Source organism: Akkermansia biwaensis (assembly GCF_026072915.1).
GTDB classification, from domain to species: domain Bacteria; phylum Verrucomicrobiota; class Verrucomicrobiia; order Verrucomicrobiales; family Akkermansiaceae; genus Akkermansia; species Akkermansia biwaensis.
On the sequence record NZ_AP025943.1, the window covers coordinates 3,002,466 to 3,022,565 of the forward strand.

13 protein-coding genes are annotated in these 20,100 nt (G+C 57.5%); 6 read left to right on the forward strand and 7 right to left on the reverse strand.

Annotation, left to right across the window (positions count from 1 at the left end; genetic code table 11):
- Positions 1–7: 7 nt before the first annotated feature.
- Complete coding sequence (locus tag OQH67_RS12340; RefSeq protein WP_265145525.1) at positions 8–2,587, reverse strand: SEL1-like repeat protein; 2,580 nt, start codon at positions 2,585–2,587, stop codon at positions 8–10.
- 64 nt (positions 2,588–2,651) lie between these two features.
- Complete coding sequence (locus tag OQH67_RS12345) at positions 2,652–3,224, reverse strand: hypothetical protein (protein WP_215435144.1); 573 nt, start codon at positions 3,222–3,224, stop codon at positions 2,652–2,654.
- Positions 3,225–3,715: 491 nt separating this feature from the next.
- Between OQH67_RS12345 and OQH67_RS12350 the strand changes: the two genes are divergently transcribed.
- The 4 genes from OQH67_RS12350 to OQH67_RS12365 all read left to right on the forward strand — a co-directional run bounded on the left by OQH67_RS12350 (position 3,716) and on the right by OQH67_RS12365 (position 10,857).
- Positions 3,716–4,489, forward strand: a complete 774-nt coding sequence (locus OQH67_RS12350) for a tyrosine-type recombinase/integrase (RefSeq protein ID WP_215435143.1) — start codon at positions 3,716–3,718, stop codon at positions 4,487–4,489.
- A gap of 55 nt (positions 4,490–4,544) precedes the next feature.
- Positions 4,545–5,696, forward strand: a complete 1,152-nt coding sequence (alr, locus tag OQH67_RS12355; RefSeq protein WP_257227046.1) for an alanine racemase — start codon at positions 4,545–4,547, stop codon at positions 5,694–5,696.
- Between the two features lie 199 nt (positions 5,697–5,895).
- Positions 5,896–8,718: a DNA polymerase I gene (gene polA, locus OQH67_RS12360; RefSeq protein WP_215435141.1), complete on the forward strand. Its 2,823-nt coding sequence runs from the start codon at positions 5,896–5,898 to the stop codon at positions 8,716–8,718.
- A 96-nt stretch (positions 8,719–8,814) separates the two neighbouring features.
- Positions 8,815–10,857, forward strand: a complete 2,043-nt coding sequence (locus OQH67_RS12365) for an alpha-galactosidase (protein WP_215435140.1) — start codon at positions 8,815–8,817, stop codon at positions 10,855–10,857.
- Positions 10,858–10,931: 74 nt separating this feature from the next.
- Here OQH67_RS12365 and OQH67_RS12370 read toward each other — a convergent pair whose 3' ends face one another.
- The 5 genes from OQH67_RS12370 to pyrE form a co-directional block, all read right to left on the reverse strand.
- Positions 10,932–12,041, reverse strand: a complete 1,110-nt coding sequence (locus tag OQH67_RS12370) for an efflux RND transporter periplasmic adaptor subunit (RefSeq protein ID WP_215435139.1) — start codon at positions 12,039–12,041, stop codon at positions 10,932–10,934.
- Between the two features lie 31 nt (positions 12,042–12,072).
- A complete protein-coding gene (locus OQH67_RS12375; RefSeq protein ID WP_067573115.1) occupies positions 12,073–12,528 on the reverse strand; it encodes a YbjN domain-containing protein in 456 nt (151 codons plus the stop codon).
- Between the two features lie 324 nt (positions 12,529–12,852).
- Positions 12,853–14,277: an adenylosuccinate lyase gene (gene purB / locus OQH67_RS12380; RefSeq protein WP_215435138.1), complete on the reverse strand. Its 1,425-nt coding sequence runs from the start codon at positions 14,275–14,277 to the stop codon at positions 12,853–12,855.
- 274 nt (positions 14,278–14,551) lie between these two features.
- Positions 14,552–15,613 (reverse strand): beta-N-acetylhexosaminidase, encoded by a 1,062-nt coding sequence (gene nagZ / locus OQH67_RS12385; protein WP_215435137.1) that lies wholly within the window; start codon positions 15,611–15,613, stop codon positions 14,552–14,554.
- A gap of 13 nt (positions 15,614–15,626) precedes the next feature.
- Positions 15,627–16,196 carry an orotate phosphoribosyltransferase gene (gene pyrE / locus OQH67_RS12390; protein ID WP_215435136.1) on the reverse strand — a complete coding sequence of 190 codons (570 nt, stop codon included), beginning with the start codon at positions 16,194–16,196 and terminating at the stop codon, positions 15,627–15,629.
- Between the two features lie 129 nt (positions 16,197–16,325).
- On the opposite strand from pyrE, the gene OQH67_RS12395 reads away from it, so the two are divergent.
- The gene (locus OQH67_RS12395) at positions 16,326–16,973 is read left to right on the forward strand and encodes a L,D-transpeptidase (protein ID WP_215435135.1); all 648 of its coding nucleotides are present in this window, start codon (positions 16,326–16,328) and stop codon (positions 16,971–16,973) included.
- Between the two features lie 210 nt (positions 16,974–17,183).
- The gene (locus OQH67_RS12400; RefSeq protein WP_215435134.1) at positions 17,184–20,099 is read left to right on the forward strand and encodes a hypothetical protein; all 2,916 of its coding nucleotides are present in this window, start codon (positions 17,184–17,186) and stop codon (positions 20,097–20,099) included.
- The last annotated feature ends 1 nt before the right edge of the window (position 20,100 follow it).

Below are 20,100 nucleotides of genomic sequence, written 5' to 3' on the forward strand. Positions count from 1 at the left end.
CCATCCGTTACGGCTCTTTCCCTTTATATATTCCTAACTTCTTCAGCATAGTGATAGCTACGGTATTTCCTTGTTTCGCAGCCAGACGATACCAGCGTATTGCTTCTTGTCTGTTTATAGGGATGCCATGCCCAAAATAATAGCATGCCCCCAATCTTCTTTGAGCTTCGGCATTTCCTTTTTCGGCTGATAAAAAATACCAGTTTACAGCTTCTCTTTTATTCTTCTCAACACCGTCTCCAAAAAAATAACAATCTCCTAGAAACCACTGGGCTTCTGCATCTCCCTGTTGGGCCGACAGACGGTACCACTTCACCGCCTCCTGTTTGTCCCCCCTGATTCCTGTTCCAACATAATAACAAAATCCCAGCCTCCACTGAGCTTCCGCGTTTCCCTGTTCGGCGGCCAGGCGGTACCACTTCACCGCCTCCTGTTTGTCCTCCCTGATTCCTGTTCCAACATAATAACAAAATCCCAGCCTCCACTGAGCTTCCGCGTTTCCCTGTTCGGCGGCCAGGCGGTACCACTTCACCGCCTCCTGTTTGTCCTCCCTGATTCCTGTTCCAACATAATAACAAAATCCCAGCCTCCACTGAGCTTCCGCGTTTCCCTGTTCGGCGGCCAGGCGGTACCACTTCACCGCCTCCTGTTTGTCCTCCCTGATTCCTGTTCCTGAATAGTAGCAATCTCCCAGCCTCCACTGAGCTTCCGCGTTTCCCTGTTCGGCGGCCAGGCGGTACCACTTCACCGCCTCCTGCTTGTCCTCCCTGATTCCTGTTCCAACATAATAACAAAATCCCAGCCTCCACTGAGCTTCCGCGTTTCCCTGTTCGGCGGCCAGGCGGTACCACTTCACCGCCTCCTGTTTGTCCTCCCTGATTCCTGTTCCTGAATAGTAGCAATCTCCCAGCCTCCACTGAGCTTCCGCGTTTCCCCACCGGGTGGCCAGGCGGTACCACTTCACCGCCTCCTGCTTGTCCTCCCTGATTCCTGTTCCTAAAGAGTAACAGGCTCCCAGCCTCCACTGAGCTTCCGCGTTTCCCTGTTCGGCGGCCAGGCGGTACCACTTCACCGCTTCCTGCCTGTCCTTCATGATTCCTTCTCCAAGAGAGTAACAAGCTCCCAGCTTCCACCGGGCTTCCGCGTTTCCCTGCTCGGCAGCCAGGCGAAACCACTTCACCGCCTTCTGCTTGTCCTCCATGATTCCTGTTCCAAAATAGTAGCAATCCCCCAGATTCCTCTGGGCTTCCGCATCTCCCTGTTCGGCGGCCAGGCGGTACCACTTCACTGCCTCCCGTTTGTCCTCCATGATTCCTGTTCCAAAATAGTAGCAATCCCCCAGATTCCTCTGGGCTTCCGCATCTCCCTGTTCGGCGGCCAGGCGGTACCACTTCACTGCCTCCCGTTTGTCCTCCATGATTCCTGTTCCAAAATAGTAGCAATCCCCCAGATTCCTCTGGGCTTCCGCATCTCCCTGTTCGGCGGCCAGGCGGTACCACTTCACTGCCTCCCGTTTGTCCTCCATGATTCCTTCTCCAAAATAGTAACAATATCCCAAACTCTTATAACAATCTGCCAGATCTTTCTGAGCTTCCGCGTTTCCCTGTTCGGCGGCCAGACGGTACCACTTCACCGCCTCCCGCTTGTCCTCCATGATTCCTTCTCCAAAATAGTAACAATCTCCCAACAACCTCTGAGCTTCCGCATTTCCCTGTTCGGCGGCTAGGCGGTACCACTTCACCGCCTTCTGCTTGTCTTCCTTGATTCCTTCTCCCCAAAAATAACAATCCCCCAAATTCCTCTGGGCTTCTACGTTTCCTAACTCCGCTGATTTCCTGAAACATGAGGCTGCCCTCTCCACGTCACCTTTATTCAAATACTGCTCCCCCAAATCAAATAAACGGTATGAATCCAATTCTGTTGGCTTACTCTCATTTGCATATTCTTTTCCATTGAACAGCTTCACAATACCAAAAGCCATTAAGGAACATACAGAAGCGATGAGCATAATCATCCACCAATTTCTTCCTGCCCACCGTTTTTTCTTTATTACTATTTCCGGACAACTATTCTCATCTATAAATATTTTCTTCACACTTTTTTTAGAAAAATAAAAATCTATCAGAAAAAATAAAACCAACAAAAAAACTATGAAAAAAAAGAAATAACTCCATATAAATTTCGAGCAATCCATCAATAAAAAACCTATAGAAATAAACAAGGAAAAATACACTCCTGCATTCAATATCATTTTGTTATACTCGCAATCACCAGCCTTGTCCGCGGATCGGTTGTCAGGAATACAGGCAGAAGATATGCAGAAAACAACAATTCCTATATAATCTCCCCAGGTCAAATGATCTACTATTCCTTTCCAGCTTTTTATCACTCCAAAGTCATATAAGGAAACAGCGGCAACTAATAAGCACAGAGCCAAAGCGGCTTGTACGATAGAAACTTGATCTTTCCTCTTTGAAGATAATAAAGACAAAGGCAGCAGTGCAATGGAAGCCACAAAAGAATAAATCACTCTGGCACTCAAACCTCCTAGAACACCAACAAAAATACTCAATATTGCATGAAGCATACTCATTAAAAATCATTATTCATACCGATTTTCAGTAATTTATTCTTATGATTCTGTATTTTTATTATTTAATATTAACTTTATTATTGATAATCAAATAATCAATAGCCCCAGCAGCCTGCCTTTTATTCATTATTCCCTGTTTAACGCGCATGGATAAAACTTTTACTATTTTGACGGCAAGAACCTTGTCCACCTTCTCCTGTTTTACGGCTTCTTGAAGACGTAACAGAGCTTGGCGAAGAGCCTGAGCTTCCGCTTCCCGGATAATTTTTGATTGGGCTTCATGTTCCGCCTGGTTGATGATTGTTCTAGCTTTGGCACTTTGGCGTTTGTCCCAGGCAGCAGCTCCCGCCCTGGCTTTAGCCGCAGGATCATAAGTACTGGTAATCATATCGCCATTATATCTGTTCCCATACTGGTCCGAAATGGAAATGGGCCTTATGCTGGTTGCGGTTGTAGATGTTTTCCGTGTTTTGAACCGTTCAAACCGTGCCTTGGCGCTTTTTTCCCCCTTCCCGGAATGGGTGTAATAACCGGCAGCCCTTCCCGTTTCCAGGGTTCGAGCAAAAACATGCTCTCCCCCTATGAAGCTTGTCCCGAACATCAGGAATATAAATGAAGTGGAAATATTCATTTTTTATTTATCTTAACGGATTCCTAATCCGCATACTTATCTTCAAGGATGCAGGGAAAATTCCAACATATTCTTCATGAAATATTGTTTATCCACCACCATTGCCCCTTTTGTTCTTATTTGACTTTCAAATCAATTCTCATCCCATTTTAGACTTGCGTACGGATTAGGAATCCTCTGCTACAACATTCTTCATGAACATTCCTCTTTTCTCTTCCCTGTCCGATATAGATCAGGCCGGCGTAAATCTCATCTGCTCCCTGGGGATTCCACCCATGGATGCCTTTCTTCTGTTAAAAGACCTTTTGAATGCCAGCAGGGGAAGAGGAAACAGAATAGCCCGTGCCAGAAAATGCATACGGTTGGGGGAAGAGGCTCTTGTCAACAGGGAAAAAAGCGTTCCATTTTCCCATGCAATAGCGGCCAGCCTAGAGGCAAAAAGTCACCGCAGACCCCGCACTCTGCAGGAAATCCGCTATATAGCTACCCGGATGATGAAAAAATGCCCGGAACTGGCAAGGAAACAGGTCCGCTCCATCACTCCGGAAGATTGCGAGCATTATCTCCTCCAGAGCTTTTCCACGGTTCGTCAGCGGTACAAGGGGCGGCTGATTCTAAGCGGCATCCTGAATTTTTCCTTGAAACGGGGGTGGTGCCGCAAAAATGCGGCCTCCCTGGTTCCTCCTCCTCCCCTGAAAGAAACCCGCATCAGGGCTCTTTCCCTGTATGAGGCAAAACAACTTCTCCACACCGCCAAACGGATGTTCAGCGGGGAGTGCCTTCCTGCCTGCGCTCTGATGCTGTATGCAGGAATACGCCCTTATGAGGTCAGAAGACTGACCTGGAATCGAATCAATCTGAAATCCGGGTTGGTGTCACTGGCTCCCAACCATACCAAAACGGGAGGAAGCCGTCATGTTTCCATCCTTCCCGTACTGGCCGCCATTCTCAACCAGGCGGGTTCCATGCATAACTCCGGGAAACTGGTCTGTCCTCCCAATTGGGAGAAAAAGTGGCGGGATATCCGCCGACAGTCCGGTATTTTAAGAAAGAAGGGATGGGTACAGGACGTGCTAAGGCACACGTACGCATCCTATCACCTGGCCCATTTCGGCAACTGTTCCCTTCTTCAGAAGGAGATGGGGCATGCCACCCCCTCCCTTCTGCTGACACGCTATCTGAATATGGACGGAATCACCCCCATCACCGGGGCCATGTTCTGGACACACGGACTCAATCCCCCCTCCCTCCTGTTGCAAGACTGACAAAAATCCGTCTGGCATTACACGGGCAAAGGCGGATAGTTTTTTCACATTCAGGGTGACCCGCACCCTCTCTTATTTCAACCTGCCGCCTTTCTCCGCCATGCCAGCCACCAGCCCTCCCCGCGCCTGGGCCGAAATCGACCTTGGAGCCATCCGCCATAACTTGAACGTCGTCAAGCAGGCGGCCAAGGGGGAATATTACATGCCCGTGGTGAAGGCGTCCGCCTACGGCCACGGCCTGGAACAGGTGTGCCGGGCACTGGACGCGGAGGGGATCGCCTTCTTCGGCGTCGCGAACGTGGGGGAGGCCCGGCGCATCAGCCAGGCAGGCTGCCGCACGCGGCCGTATATCCTGGGGCCCTCCTTTCCGGAAGAGCGGGAGGAAATCGTGCTGAACGGCTGGCGCTCCTTCATCTCCACCATGGAAGAAGCCGTGCATTACAATTCCCTGGCCCGGCTGTACGGAAAAACGCTGCCCATCCATATTTCCGTGGACACGGGCATGGGCCGCGGCGGGTTCCTTCCGGACCAGCTTGAAGAGCTGCTCTCCCGCCTGGGGGAACTGGACAGCCTGTACATGGAAGGACTGGGCGCCCACCTGCCCTGCGCGGACGAAGACCGGGAAACCACTCTGGAGCAGATAGCCTGCTTTGAACGGATGGCCGCGCGCATCCGGGAAAAACTGCCGCTGAAATTCTGCCACCTGGCCAACAGCGCCGCTTCTCTGGATTACGATATTCCCTCCAACAACCTGTGCCGCCCCGGCCTGGTCCTGTACGGCTTTTCCCCCATTCCCTCCCCGTGGGAAGCGCAATTGAAGCCTGCCATGTCCCTCTTTTCCCGACTGACCGTGGCGCGCACCCTGCCGGCAGGCCATGGCATTTCCTACGGGGGCACCTTCGTGACGGACCATCCCACAAAGGTGGCGACCGTGGGCATCGGCTACGCGGACGGCTATTTGCGTTCTCTGGCCCACAAGGGAGCGCGCGTCATGGTAGAAGGCATTTCCTGCCCCCTGCTGGGCCGCGTCACGATGGACCAGATCATGGTGGACGTCAGCCGGGTGCCCAGCCCGGAGCCCGGCATGACCGTGGAAATCATGGGACCGAATATTCCCGTGACGGAATTGGCGGAAAAAGCGGGCACGATTTCCTGGGAAATATTCACGGGCATCGGCCCGCGCGTCCCCAGGCATTACACGCACTGATTTTTCCGGCGCGCCGGAAAAACCGCCCTTCCGGATGAAAACCGCGCCCCCGCGCGGCACACTTCCCGGAAAGGCATTCCATCCTCGTCCTGCCGGACCTTGCGCCGCCATAAGGCTTGCGGAATGCCGTCCATCCGGAAGGCACAAGCCGCATTTAACTGTCGCCACGTTCCGGACGGAATGGTACATTGGCGCAGAAATGACTGAATCCACTCCCAAGCGCCTTTTCATCCTGGACGGCATGGCTCTGGCATACAGGGCCCACTTCGCCTTTTTCTCCAATCCCATCCGCAATTCCAAGGGAGTCAACACATCGGCCGTTTACGGCTTTGCCAATACGCTGCTGGCCATTCTGGAACAGGAGAGCCCCACCCACATCGCAGCCTGTTTTGACACCTCGGCCCCGACGGCCCGCCACAAGCTTTACCCGGAATACAAGGCCAACCGGGAGTCCATGCCGGAAGAGTTAAGCATTCAGATTCCCATCATTTTCAGTCTTCTGGAGGCCATGAACATACCCATTCTGCGCTATGAGGGGTATGAGGCGGACGATACGATAGGCACCCTTTCCCGCCTTGCGGACGATACGAAGGAGTTCCACACCTACATGGTTTCCCAGGACAAGGACCTGGGCCAGCTCATTTCCCCCTCCTGCTACCTGTGGCGGCCCGGCAAGCGCGGCAACGACCACGAAGTGATCGACCTGGAAAAATTGAAGGAACACTGGGGCATCGAACGGGCGGAGCAGGTGATCGACATCCTGGCCCTGATGGGCGACAGCTCCGACAATATTCCGGGCCTGCCCGGCGTGGGGGAGAAAACGGCCAAGCTGCTGATCGGGGAATTCGGCTCCGTGGAAAACCTGCTGGCAAACACGGACAAACTGAAAGGAAAGCGCAGGGAGATCGTGGAGGAGAACGCCGCGCTGGCAACCCTTTCCAAGGAGCTTGCCACCATTGACAGGAACGTGCCCCTGACCGTAACCCTTGACGAGCTTGTCAAGAAGGAGCCCAGGCCGGACGAATTGCTGAGCCTCCTTCAGGAACTGGAGTTCCGCGCCATGCAGGCCAAGCTGTTCGGCAGGAAGGTTCCGGCCGCCAGGGCGTCCGCTCCCCTTCCCGCAGACGATTTGTTCGCCCCCGCCCAGCCGCAGGAGGCTCCCGCCCCGGCCCCCCGGCCGCAGCAGACGGGAACGGGACAGATGGAATTGTTTGAAGAGCGCCAGTTGAAAACCGTGGACGACATCAGGCACGAATACATCATCGCGGACACGAAGGAGGTCCGCGACGCCATGATCGCGGAACTGAACAGGCACGATTCCTGGTGCTTCGACACGGAGACGACGGGCCTGAATCCGGTAACGGACACCCTGCTGGGCATCTCCTTCTGCGCCGAACCTCACAAAGCCTGGTACCTGCCCGTCTCCGGTGCGGAAGACCTGGAAGCGGTGAGGCCCCTTTTTGAATGCTCCGCGGAAAAAATCGGCCATAACCTCAAGTTCGACCTCCAGGTGATGCGCACCCACGGAATCCATGTTTCCGGCCCGTTTTTCGATACGATGCTGGCCCACGCGCTGATCGCGCCCGGCATGAAGCACGGCATGGACATTCTGGCGGAATCCCTCCTTCAGTATTCCACCATCAAGTTGAGCGACATTGCCCCGGCGGGAGCCAAAAAACGGGAACTGGACACGAAGAATATCCCCGTGGAAGTGATGGGCAGGTATTCCGCGGAAGATGCGGACATTACCCTCCAGCTGTCGGCCATTCTGAAAAAACAGGTGGAGGAGAGCGGCATGCAGGAATTGTTCCGCACGGTGGAACTGCCCCTGCTGCCCGTGCTCGCAGACATGGAATTTACGGGCATCCGCGTTCTTCCGGAGTCCCTGGAAAAAGCTTCCATCAAGGTGGGAACCATCATTGAGGACCTGCGCACAAAGATCGAGTCGGCCGCGGGCCATCCCCTCAACCTGAATTCTCCCAAGCAGCTCGGCGACTTCCTCTTCGGGGAACTGGAACTGGTGAAGAAGCCCAAGAAGACGAAGACCGGGCAGTTCGTCACGGATGAAGAAACCCTCTCCGCCCTGGCGCCGCTCCATCCCGTGGTGGAAGACATCCTGGCCTACCGGGAAAACATGAAGCTGAAGAGCACCTACCTGGACGCCCTGCCCAAGTACATCTGCCCGCAGGACGGCCGCATCCACACCCAGTTCCACCAGATGCTGACCTCCACGGGACGGCTGGCCTCCCAGGACCCCAACCTGCAGAACATTCCGGTACGGACGGAACAGGGGCGGCTGATCCGCACGGCCTTCGTCCCCGCCTCCGGGGAGTACACCATGCTTTCCGCCGACTATTCCCAGATTGAGCTGCGCATCATGGCCGCCATGTCCGGAGATTCCGCCATGTGCGAGGCCTTCAAGGAAGGCCGGGACATCCACACGGAAACGGCCTCCCGCGTGTACGGCATTCCCCGCGACCAGGTGGACGCCGTCATGCGGCGCGCGGCCAAGACGGTGAACTTCGGCATCATCTACGGCATTTCCGCCTTCGGACTCTCCCAGCGGCTGGGCTGCCCCCGCAGCGAGGCCGCCACCCTGATTGAAAATTACTTCCTCCAGTTCCCGGGCGTCAAGACCTTCATGGAAGACCTGGCGCGCCAGGCGGAACAGAAGGGATATGCGGAAACGCTCCTGGGGCGCAGAAGGATTATCCCGGAAATCAATTCCGCCAACAAGACCATCAAATCCGCGGCGGAACGCACCGCCATCAACGCCCCCATCCAGGGAACCGCGGCGGACATGATCAAGATCGCCATGATCAATGTGGGCAAACTGCTGGAAGGCACCAGGTCGCGCCTCATCCTGCAAATCCACGACGAATTGCTGGTGGACCTGCACAAGGAGGAAACGGACCTTATTCCCCGCATTGAGGCGGCCATGACGGGCGCCCTGCCCCTGCCCAACGGCGTCCCCATCCTGGTGGAAGCCAGAACGGGGGACAACTGGCTGGAAGCCCACTAGGAATTTCCCGACGACACGGGGCGCACGATGCAGCCCCCGGTCCGCACCGGATTTTTGAATTGACGGATGCCGCCGCATGGCGGATTCTTCCGAATCATGCATTCATCATCTCTTCCGTTGCTTGCCCTGACTGCCTGTTCCTGCATCTGCCTCCAGGCCGCGGCGGCCTCCGTAACGTACCCGGGAACAGCGCCCGGCGCGGCGGCAGCCCACCGGGAGGGGGATGTCTACAGCTTGAGCAATAATGTCCTGACCGCTTCATGGAAGGTTTCCGGCAACAGGCTGGTTCCTATGGGAATCGTAAATAAAGAACGGCCCTCCGGAGCGGAGAATGCAGTCCCCAGAGAACAGGCTCCGGAGTTATTCCGTCTTTCCACGGAGAAGGAAGATTACAATCTCCCCTCCTCCCGGTTTGTGATGGAGGGGGCTCCCTCCATAAGCGCCCTGAAAGGGAGCGCCGCCAGTCCCCGGCTGGGGGAACGGCAGGAAGGAGCTGTGGTTTCCGCCATTTTCAGGGATAAAAAGAGCGGGGTGACGGTCCATTGGAAAGCGGAATTGAGGGAGGGTTCCTCCTACGTCAAGGAAACCTACAGGATTGAAGCGTCCAAGGATGTGGATTTGAAGAAAATCCAACTGATTGATTTGAAGGATCCCACCCTGGCCGTGAAAGGTTCCGTGCCGGGCAGCCCCCTGGTCAGCGAGAGGGAAGGCACGTTTGCCGGAATTGAACTTCCCGTAGCCAGGGCTCAGGCCGGAGGAGGAACGGGGACCGTCGGGTTTGACTGCAACCTTCCCATGGGCAGCGGAAGCGTCCAGACATTTACCACGGTGCTGGGCGTATGGCCGGAAAACCAGTTGCGCCGCGGCTTCCTTTATTATCTGGAGCGGGAACGGGCGGCGCCCTACCACCAGTTCCTGCATTACAACGGCTGGTATGACGACGGCCTGGACCCCACGGAGAAAACGCTGGTCAAGACAGCCGGAGAATACGGGAAGGAGCTGGGAGCGCGCCATGTCAAACTGGACGGCTTTGTGCTGGATGACGGGTGGGATGACGTCAACGAAGACCTCTGGCAGCCATCCACCAAAAAATTCCCGCACGGATTCGGCCCCGTAGTCAAGGCGGTGGGCAGGATTCCTTCCAGCTTCGGCATCTGGATTTCTCCGCTGGGAGGGTATTTCGGCCCGGAAAAGAGGGTGCAGCACGCCAAGGACAAGGGCATCCTGCCCGAGGACGCCGCGGGATTCGACCTTTCCTGCCCCAAGTATTACGAATGGTTCAAAAAACGCTGTTCCGACCTGATGAAAAAGGACAAGGTGACCTACTTCAAATGGGACAAGGCCGGAGACGGCATCAGCCCCCACTTCATGGCCCTTCTTTCCATCGCCAGCGAACTGCGCCGGGAGAATCCCCGCCTGTTCATCAACACGACGGTAGGCACCTGGCCCTCCCCCTTCTGGCTCAACCATGTGGATTCCACCTGGCGCAACGGCACGGCGGATGTGGGCTGGACCGGGAAGGGAAATGACCGCGAGCAGTGGATCACGTTCCGCGACGGGGCCTGCTACAACGTCATTGTCAAGCCCGGTCCCCTTTATCCCCTGAACTCCATCATGCACCACGGCATGGTGCTGGGTACTAAGTTCCAGGCGGCGCGCGTCAGCAAGGGAGAAGACGGCAAGCAGGACAACAGGGACCTGAAGAACGACGCCCGCATTTATTTCGGCTCCGGAGCCAATCTTCAGGAGCTTTACCTCACGCCGTCCATGATGGACAAAAAAGCGTGGGACGACATCGCGGACGGAGCACGCTGGGCGCGGCGCTTCCAGGACATCCTGGCCGATGTGCACTGGGTGGGCGGCAATCCGAATCAATTGGAACCCTACGGCTATGCGGCCTGGAGTCCGCGAGGATGTACGCTGGCCCTCCGTAATCCGGACGACCAGCCGCGAACGATCGTCCTGGACGCCGCTACCGTCTTTGAACCGGTGAAGGGAACGCCCCCCGTTTTCTCCATGAAGGCCTCCTATCCGGACCAGCGCGTTAAAACACTAAAACTGGAACAGGGCAAGTCGGTTTCTCTGGAGCTTCAGCCCTTTGAAGTGCTGGTGTTCGACATGAAGACGGACAGAGACTAACGCATGGGCCGCCGAACCCTGAACGCGAAGCGTTTTTAGATTTTTATAGCGAAGTTGAATATATAGTTTTCCAATTAAAGAAGCAGGACGTCTCCGTCCTGAAATTCCGGAACGGTCACTAGGGCTTTGCCGTCTTTCAACACCACCAACTGCACCTTGCGCTCCTGCATTCCTGTCGGGGTCCTTACCTGAATGGAGCTTCCATTCTTGAGGGCAGCGGAAGGAATCCACGCGGAAGCGGGAACCTGCACGTTAATGTTCACTTGAAGGGCCATATTGACAGGGGCGGCCTGCCATTCCGCCACGTGGGATTCATTCGGGTCCAGGGCGGCGATCAGGATGGCGGAATTTCCGGCAGGGTCCAGGGCGGAATCCACTGCCGTGACGCGGCCGCGCCATTGCAGAAGCTTCCCGTTTTTCAGCGTGCAGGAGGCCGTCAGGGGCACCCTCACCCTGCCCTGTTCGTCCCTGGGAAGGGCGGAAAATTCTTCCAGAGGCACGGGAATGCGGATCATCCGCTCCTGAAGCGGGATGATTTTCCCCACCGTCTGGCCGGCCACCACGCGTGAACCCAGCCCCACGGAGCATTCCACCACCTGGCACGTATAAGGAGCGTGGAGAACCGTATCCCGCAGGGCCTGTTCCGATTCCTCCACATACGCCTCCGCGGCGTTCAGCCGGGCATTCACGGCGCGCCTCTGCGGCACGCGGAGGACCAGCTCGGAGTCCCGGCCGCTTTTGGAGACGGAACTGTACGTTTTTTTGACGGCTTTCAATGCCTCCGCCTGTTCCGTGGACACGTCCAGGCGCGCCTGTTCCAGTTCCGCCTGCGCCTTGGCCAGCCTGGCGCGGTATTCAAATTTTTCCAGCTCCACCAGGGGAGTCCCTTTCAGGATGATTTCTCCGGGACTGAACAGGGAATGCACCTTGTCCACCTTGCCGGAAACGCCGGGGGAGAGCATTGTGAGGTGGGCGGCCTGCACCATGCCGCGCGCCGTGATTTCAAAGGAATTGTCCTGCAATTGCAGGGGAAGAAGGGTGCGCTGCGCCGTTTCCCCGCCGCCGTCCGCGGATTCCGGAGTTTCCGGCTCCGTCACGATGGCCGTCCCTATCAAAAGGACAGTGATCCCCAGGCCGACGCCTATGGACCACCATGTTCCCTTTTTTTGGGGGGCTTCGCTCATGAACAGCACTGCGGGAGGGAAGCCGACGCCTTTACTTGGGATATTCCGTTTCCATGATGTGGGAATAGGCTTCCGCCGTTTCCACAGCCACGGTTTCAATGTTCTTCATCAACTGGGCGAACTGGGCTTCGCTGAGGTCCATTCCCTCCAGCACAAAGGACTGGCGGTAATAAACGTATCCGCTGTTGGGGTCCAGCTGGAAGGCGCCGGCGGTCTGGTCCGCATTCAGTTCGCTCAGGATGATGCTGACTTCCACCCGGCGGCTTTCGGGAACCTTGGCGGCGAAGAGAACGTCAATGACCAGCGTTTCCGGGTGTTCCATCATCGTGTACAGAAGGCTCACGGGCGTGAACGTGTCACAGGGAACGAACGCGATGCCCGTTCTGATTTCATGATTGTCCGCGGAGGTGATCCATTCCGTCTCTTCCCCTCTCTTTCTGAGAACGGTATATACACGGTCCAAAAGGTTGAGCTGCTGGTTTTCCATATTGAAAATTGTTTACAGGAGGGTTTATTTGCAAAAGCGCGAGAAAAGTGGCGCGCCCGTTTACTGGCCTCCAGATTACTGGCATCCTCCAGATTCGTCAAGCTCTCCTGACGCAAAGATATTGAAAAACAATGTATGTATTCGGCATCGGAGGCCGGGCGTTCCGGGCACCCCCACCCTGAAGCGGAGGGGGTGCCGTGCCGGATTTCCGTCTCATCCGCCATGCCGCGCCCATGCCGGCAAAAAAGGGAGCGGGAGCCTTCCGGTCCCGCCCCGCATGGAGAGCCTGCTCTCCGTCAACAGTTAACCGCCGGCGGCTCTCTCTTAAAGAATGTCTCCCGGCGTGTAACCCGCACCGGAGGGGAACCTGTCCACCAGGTCCGCCACCATGCCCTGGAACGCTTCCACCTGGGCGTCCGCCATACCGGTGGCGGCGGAATTGGCGTCAAAGATTTCCTGGAGGGCGGCCCGGTCAATGCCCAGGCGGCCGTCTTCCGCCAGGCGGTCCAGCAGGTTGTTTTCCGAAATCTTTCCGGCGCGCAGGTCGTTGGAGACGGCCACGGCATGTTCCTTGATGACCTCATGGGCGGTCTCGCGGCCGATGCCGCGCTTGACAGCTTCCATCAGGATGGTGGTGGTCATCAGGAAAGGCAGGTAGCGGCGCAGCTCCGCGGCCACCACGGCTTCATAGACGCCCATCTGGTTCAGAACGGTCAGGAAGGTTTCAAACAGGCCGTCCGCGGCATAGAAGGAGTCCGGCATCACGACGCGGCGCACCACGGAGCAGGACACGTCCCCTTCGTTCCACTGGTCGCCCGCCAGGCCGGAGATCATCATCAGGTAGCCCTTCAGGATGACGTGGAACCCGTTGACGCGTTCGCAGGAGCGAGCGTTCATCTTGTGGGGCATGGCGCTGGAGCCCGTCTGTCCCTTGGCGAAGCCTTCCGTAGCCAGTTCATGGCCGGCCATCAGGCGTAGGGTCTTGGCGAAGGAGGAACAGCCGGAGGTCAGCTCCACCAGGCCGGAAACCACGGAAAAGTCAAGGGAGCGGGGATATACCTGCCCTACGTTCATCCATTTGGCGGGAATGCCCAGATGGGCGCACACCCGGTCCTCCAGCTCCAGCACGCGCGAGGCATCCTTCCCGAAAAGGGAGAGCTGGTCAAGCTGGGTGCCCACGGCGCCTTTCAGGCCGCGGACGCTGTAGCGGTCCATGATGGAAATCCAGGAACCCAGGCCGTGAACGATATCCTCCCCGAACATGGCCACGCGCTTGCCCATGGTGGTGGTCTGCGCGGCCACGTTGTGCGTGCGTCCGGCCAGGGTCACGCGCTTCCACTGTTCGGAAAGCGCGCTCATGCGGTTCAGCACGGCCACGGCCTTGTCACGGATGATCTGCATGGACTTCCATACCTGGAGCTGCTCCACGTTTTCCGTCAGGTCGCGGGAGGTCATTCCCTTGTGGATGTGCTCGCATCCGGCCAGGTCGCAGAATTCCTCGATGCGCGCCTTCACATCGTGGCGGGTGACGCGTTCGCGGGCGTCGATGGAAGCCAGGTTCACCTGGTCCTTCACCCGTTCATAGGCTTCAATCACGCCGTCCGGAATATCCAGCCCAAGGTCTTTCTGGGCCTTCATCACGGCAATCCAGAATTCGCGTTCCAGAACGATGCGCCCTTCGGCGGACCAGATAGATTTCATCGCCGGGGAGGCGTACCGCTCCGCCAGAACATTGGGAATCACGCTCATGTCAACAAATGTGTATTATGCAGGTTAAAAAAATGGTGAACCGTCATGATCATGACGAACAGGAAAAAAGCAAGCACTTTCCCCTCTTCCGGCACAGGAAAGGAAGGGCGCAAACCGGGCGCCTTCCACTCTCCGGGCTTACGTTCCTCAGGGAACTTTCCCGTCCGGAATCCGCTCCCTTCCATAAAACGGGGGAGGCATCCCGCAGGCGGGTATCCTCTTTTTATCGTGCCAACGAAAAAACACGGGACGCCGCCTCCGGATGCCGTTCTTTCTAATACTGCTGCACCGGGGAGGAAGGAAGAGGCTGCTCCCCCCCCTCTCCCGCAGACAGGCAGAGGCGTTCCGCACGGTGCAGGCACTTGATCCACAAGGAGGCCTCCGACAGGGGAAAACACAGGGAATCGCTCAATGCCTCCACGCGTTTGAAAGAGTCCTCCCTTTCATAAGGATCAAGTTTGTCCAGGCGCGCAGCCAGGGGTTCCAGCCACGGAAGCGGATCATGGCAGACCAGGGGCAGGTCGCAGCCGGCCTTCAGGGATAAAAAAGCGGCTTCATCCGGGGCATACTGGCCGGCAATGGCCCCCATGCACAGGTCGTCCGTAAACACCACCCCCCGAAAGCCGAGGCGCTCCCTGAGCATTCCGCCGATTACCCGGCGGGACAGGGTGGCGGGAAGCTCCGCGTCAATCCGGGGGAGCATGATATGGGCGGACATGATGCCGGGAAGTTCCGGACAAAGGGACAGAAAGGGCAGCATGTCCGTCTCGAACAGCTCGCGTTCATCCAGGTCAACTACCGGAAGGCTGAAATGGGGGTCCGCCTGGGCGCGGCCCATTCCGGGGAAGTGCTTCCCGCAGCTTTGGATGCCGCCCCTGCGGAGGTTGGAGGAATACACCCCGGCGTAGGAAATCACGTCCTGGGCATTGTTTCCCCAGCAGCGTCCGGGGAGGGCGTTGGCGGCCCCTGGATCGTGGCAGATGTCCAGCACCGGGGCAAAGTTCATGTTCACGCCCAGGCAACGGAGGGCCAGCGCCGTCACGGAAGCCAGCTCCACCACGCCGGAAAAATCACCGTTCCGCACCAGGGAAGAAGGGGAAGGCAGGTTCAGACCGAGAGCGGCCGTCCGCACCACCCTGCCCCCTTCCTGGTCCACGGCGATGACGGGATGGTGGACGCTCAATTCCCTCAGCCTTGCCGCCAGGCGCCTGACCTGCTCCACGGATTCCACATTCCGGGAAAAGAGGACGAAGCCCGCGGGCTGGAACCGGCGGATGGCCGCTTCTTCACCCGCGTTCAGATCAGGGCCGTCGATGCCGATCAGGACGGGAAGCATGGCAGGCGCAGGCTTACTTGCCCAGCAGGGAAGATCTGGTAAACAGGGCGTACACGGGAATGCCGCGCGCTTCGATCGCCTGGCGGCCGCCTTCCTCCCGGTCCATCAACACCAGCGCGGCAGCCACTTTGCCGCCTTCCGCCTCAATGGCGTCAATGGCCTTCAGTGTAGAGCCCCCGGTGGTGATCACGTCGTCCACGACAAGAACCGTATCTCCCGCCTGGAAATTCCCTTCGATGCGGCGGCCGCGTCCGTGGTCCTTCGGTTCCTTGCGCACGGTGAACACCTGGAGCTTTTTGTCGGCCCCCTCCAGCGCGCTGGTCATTCCCACGGCCAGGGAAATGGGATCCGCCCCCATGGTCATGCCGCCGATCGCCGCAATTTCCGGAAAGCGGGGGAGAATCTCCTCCCGGACAAGCTTCCAGCCCAGGGAACCCACCAGCGTGGCGCCCACGGGGTCCAGGGCGGTCATGCGGCAGTCCACATACAGGTCGGACACCTTGCCGGATGCCAGAGTGAAGGTGCCCGTGCGCACGGATTTTTCAAGAAGGATGCTTTTCAGAAGGTCGTATGGCTCGTTCATGGCGGAGTATGGTGAAGTGATTGGGGCGTGTATATCAAATCCGCCCGCAATAAGCAACGGATAACAGGATGCAAATCTTGACAAAAGAGCGGACAGGGCCCATAACCTGCCTGTCAATTTCCTGTTCCCATGAAACCCGGCATACTGGCACTAGCATCCTTCGGTATCATCCTCGCCTCCTGCACTCAGTACAACAGACCGCCCCTTTTTGATAAAATCGCGGACAAAGTACGCGGCAACGGGCAAAAGGACGCTTATCTGGCAGGCGTCGGCTCCACGGCGGGCGTCAATACGGAAATCCCGCCGGAGGCACGGCTGGGCCAGGGCTACTGGGACAAGCCCGCCGGCATCCAGGGCGAACCCCACATCATCATTGACCTCAAGCAGCAGAAAGTCTTCTATTACGTGGGAGCCACCCTGGTAGGCATTTCCCCCATGTCCTCCGGCAAGGAAGGGTACGGCACCCCCAAGGGGACCTACAAGATCATCCAGAAGGACGCCAACTACAAATCCGGCACCTACGGGGTGCTGCGCAGCCGGGCGACGGGAGCCGTCGTAAACAGTGACTACAATGCCAGAGCCGGCTCCACGCCCGCGGGCACCTACTTTGACCCGGCGCCCATGCCTTACTGGATGCGCATCACGGGAGGGTACGGCATGCACGTGGGCTTCGTGACCGGGTACCCGGTCAGCCACGGGTGCGTGCGGCTGCCCGCAGACATGGCCAAGACCTTCTTTGAAAACACGCCTCTCGGCACCAAGGTAACCATCCGCTGACCGTTCCTGCTCCGCCCTCCGGCAGACAAACCAGTGGCAGGGCCCGTACAGTTATGACGGGAAGGGTCCCCCTTCCCTTTCTTCATTTTCCGCCGGGTGCCGGAAGTTTTTTAAGACACAGGATGAGTGTAACTTCCGCATTCCGGCATTGACAAACGGGGGGTGTACTTTATTTAATATATAAGGCTTTGATTTTTCTACCCCTTAATCATGACAAACCAGCAAATTTCCCCTTTGCCGCCCCATTTCAACGCAGGCGGTTATAAAATTACGGCCGTTCTGGAAAACGGGCCGGACTACTACGTGTACCAGGCTCTGTCCCCGGAAGGGCAAACGGTATTGATACGCGAGTTCTGCCCCCAGGGCCTCGCCACGCGCGACATGGTCAGCGGCAACCTGACCGTTTCCCCGGAAAACCAGGCGCAATTCGACCAGGCGCGGGAAGCCTTTGAAGCCCGCTGTTCCGTGGACGCCCAGGGAAAACTGCGGGGGTTCGGCACCGTCTTCTTCGTTTATCCGGCGATTCCGGCTCAGGAACAGCCTCCCGTGGCGGCGGTTGCACACGCCCAGGCCCTGCGCCCGGCCAAAAAAACGCAGCCGCAAATCCGCAAGCCCATAGCCGGAACAGCCGTTCCCAGGGCCCCGCTGCCCAAATTGAAGAAATCCGGCGGCTTCCCCGTCATCACGGTCATCGTCACCGGGATGCTGGCCCTGTTTGGATTCCTGGGATACCAGATTCTCAAGGACAAGGAGGCGCCCCTCGCCCCGAAGATTGAAACGCCCGTGGTGGCGGCGCCCAAGCCCAAACCCAAGCCCGAGGCTCCCAAGCCGGAACCGGTCATTGTGGAGCCAGAGCCGGAACCCGAGCCCATCGTCGTGGCGCCGGAACCGGAGCCGGAACCTGAAGAGCCGGCCCCGGACCTCTCCCCCTCCCCGGAAGTCATCGCCATGGAAAAGGCAATCCGGGAAGAGGCCCTGGCATCCAAAGGGAAATTCACGGAAAAGCTTCTGGATAAATATCCCTACTATGCGGAAGCCTACGTGCGCGATTACGTGAAAAAGCGCGGCGGCTCCTTTTCTCCCGAATTTGAAAAATGGCTGAAGAACACGAAGACCAACCGTGAAGTCTTTGCGATGTTCTACCCGCCGGACCCCAGTGTCGCTACGAACGTCGCCATCATGGTGGATGAACTGGGGCTGGAAATGACGGAAAAGTACAACCAGCTCGTCCTGGCCTTCGCCGTGGGACGCCGTGAATTCGGCATGGGCGCCTTCGATCTCACCCAGCAGGGCCGTTATATTGACGCCCTGGGCAAGCTCAGGGAATTCAAGAACTCCGGCATCATGACCTCCCCCGCGGACCTGTACTGCGCGGGCAAGCCTCCCGTCAACTGGTACGGTTCCTCCCCGCGCGTGGTGGACGAGGAACTCTACAAGAAGGTGGAGACTTACCTGGACAACAAGAAAATAACGACCAAGCAGGCCTGGATCAACAAATACAACACGGTCTCGGAAATCGGGGACGAAGGCATTACCCAGGGCAACATCGCCTCATTCCTCCACGAATACATGTACCGCCACAACCAGCTGAGGCGCAAGCGCGATCCGTTCCCCACCCCCGTGGAATTCTTCACCTACCTGGTGGACAAGTACGAAAACTGCAGCAAGCTTCGGGACGTGGACCGCAAACGGGTGGAATGGACCGGGGTTTCCCTGGAAGGGACGCCCTGGCCGGCCATGATGGCTCTTTCCGAAACGCGGCCCCTGCGGGAATGCGACAGCGTATGGGAACGCTACATGGGCCAGCGCGGCCCGACGCGCCTGTGGCTGTACGGTCCCTACCGCATGGACGACGATAAGGAGCCGCCCATCCTGTTCAGCTTTGACCCGGACCCCGAATGGTCCCGTGAATCCAACGAACGCAAGCTGCATGAAGGCGGCGTTTGCGGCACGATGTCCCTCATTTCCCGCAATTCCCAGATCGCGCGCGGCATCCCTGCCGCTCCGGCGGGCCAGCCGGGCCACGGCAACCTGATGACCACCAACTTCGGCGGCAACGGATGCTGGCTGAGCGTAGGCCAGAGCGTGGACACCCTCAAGGCCACCACGGGCTTCTGGTACCTGCGGGACTCCAAGGCAGCGCGCACGGGCAACGCCGAATACCAGTCCGGCCTGGCCCTGTCCATGAACCTCGACTATGAAAAATTCATCGGCAGCCGCTTCGCCATGAACGTTTACAAGCTGGCGGGAGGAAACTCCTCCGCGGAATCTTCCGGAGAGATTGCGTCCAACACGCTTCCGCAGGAATTTACCAAGACAGCCATGAGGACCATCATCAAGGATAATCCGTTCTATACGGAAGCCTGGTACACGCTGTTCCAGACGGAGCCGCAGGACCTCATGGGCGCCAGAAAAATGGTGGAGGAAGTGCGTGAAGCCCTGCCGGACGGCATGGGGATCAGAAAACTCTGGAAAACGCGCAAATACGTTTCCTCCGTGGGCCGCGGCGACAAAAAGGGCAAGGACATCCTGGCCAATCACACCAAGGAATACGTCAACGTGCTCTGCTCCGTGATTCTGGAAAACGCCCTGAAACAGGACAACGAATACAAGACCTTCCAGTGGGCGGAACTCATGTCCTGGCTCAAATCCGAATCCAAGGACAACTCCTATCCGGAACCGAAGGCTGCCTACCAGATCGCCTACGCCAAGGCGCAGGGAACCGACCGGCTTAAGAGAACGGTGGACCGCGGCTTCAAAAAGGCGGTCAATTTCTACCGGGACGACAGCAACGCGCTGGCCGCGCCGAAAGACGTGGACCAGCAGGACATGTCCTTCTCCCTGGACGCCCTATGCATGGTGCTTCCCAAGGACGAGCTGATCCCCTGGATGAAGGAAATGCTGGACACGTGCCCGGACGGCTTCAAGTACAAGCCCAAGAACAAGAAGGAAACGAAAATCCACCCCTTCTACAGCGCCCTGACCAAAAACTACATGTCCCTGGTTGACGGTTCGGAGAAATCCCGCATCAAAGGGGAAATGAAAAAGGCTTCCGAAAACATCCTGAACCTCTCCAACAATAAGGGGGAAGGAAAGGAATCTTCCGGCCGCCGCCGGAGACGCTGAG

Excerpts from the sequence above, each read along its gene's own strand:
- OQH67_RS12340 (WP_265145525.1), bottom strand. The coding sequence starts at position 2,587 with ATGCTTCATGCAATATTGAGTATTTTTGTTGGTGTTCTAGGAGGTTTG.
- OQH67_RS12345 (WP_215435144.1), bottom strand. The coding sequence starts at position 3,224 with ATGAATATTTCCACTTCATTTATATTCCTGATGTTCGGGACAAGCTTC.
- OQH67_RS12350 (WP_215435143.1), top strand. The coding sequence starts at position 3,716 with ATGATGAAAAAATGCCCGGAACTGGCAAGGAAACAGGTCCGCTCCATC.
- polA (WP_215435141.1), top strand. The coding sequence starts at position 5,896 with ATGACTGAATCCACTCCCAAGCGCCTTTTCATCCTGGACGGCATGGCT.
- OQH67_RS12365 (WP_215435140.1), top strand. The coding sequence starts at position 8,815 with ATGCATTCATCATCTCTTCCGTTGCTTGCCCTGACTGCCTGTTCCTGC.
- OQH67_RS12370 (WP_215435139.1), bottom strand. The coding sequence starts at position 12,041 with ATGAGCGAAGCCCCCCAAAAAAAGGGAACATGGTGGTCCATAGGCGTC.
- OQH67_RS12375 (WP_067573115.1), bottom strand. The coding sequence starts at position 12,528 with ATGGAAAACCAGCAGCTCAACCTTTTGGACCGTGTATATACCGTTCTC.
- purB (WP_215435138.1), bottom strand. The coding sequence starts at position 14,277 with ATGAGCGTGATTCCCAATGTTCTGGCGGAGCGGTACGCCTCCCCGGCG.
- nagZ (WP_215435137.1), bottom strand. The coding sequence starts at position 15,613 with ATGCTTCCCGTCCTGATCGGCATCGACGGCCCTGATCTGAACGCGGGT.
- pyrE (WP_215435136.1), bottom strand. The coding sequence starts at position 16,196 with ATGAACGAGCCATACGACCTTCTGAAAAGCATCCTTCTTGAAAAATCC.
- OQH67_RS12395 (WP_215435135.1), top strand. The coding sequence starts at position 16,326 with ATGAAACCCGGCATACTGGCACTAGCATCCTTCGGTATCATCCTCGCC.
- OQH67_RS12400 (WP_215435134.1), top strand. The coding sequence starts at position 17,184 with ATGACAAACCAGCAAATTTCCCCTTTGCCGCCCCATTTCAACGCAGGC.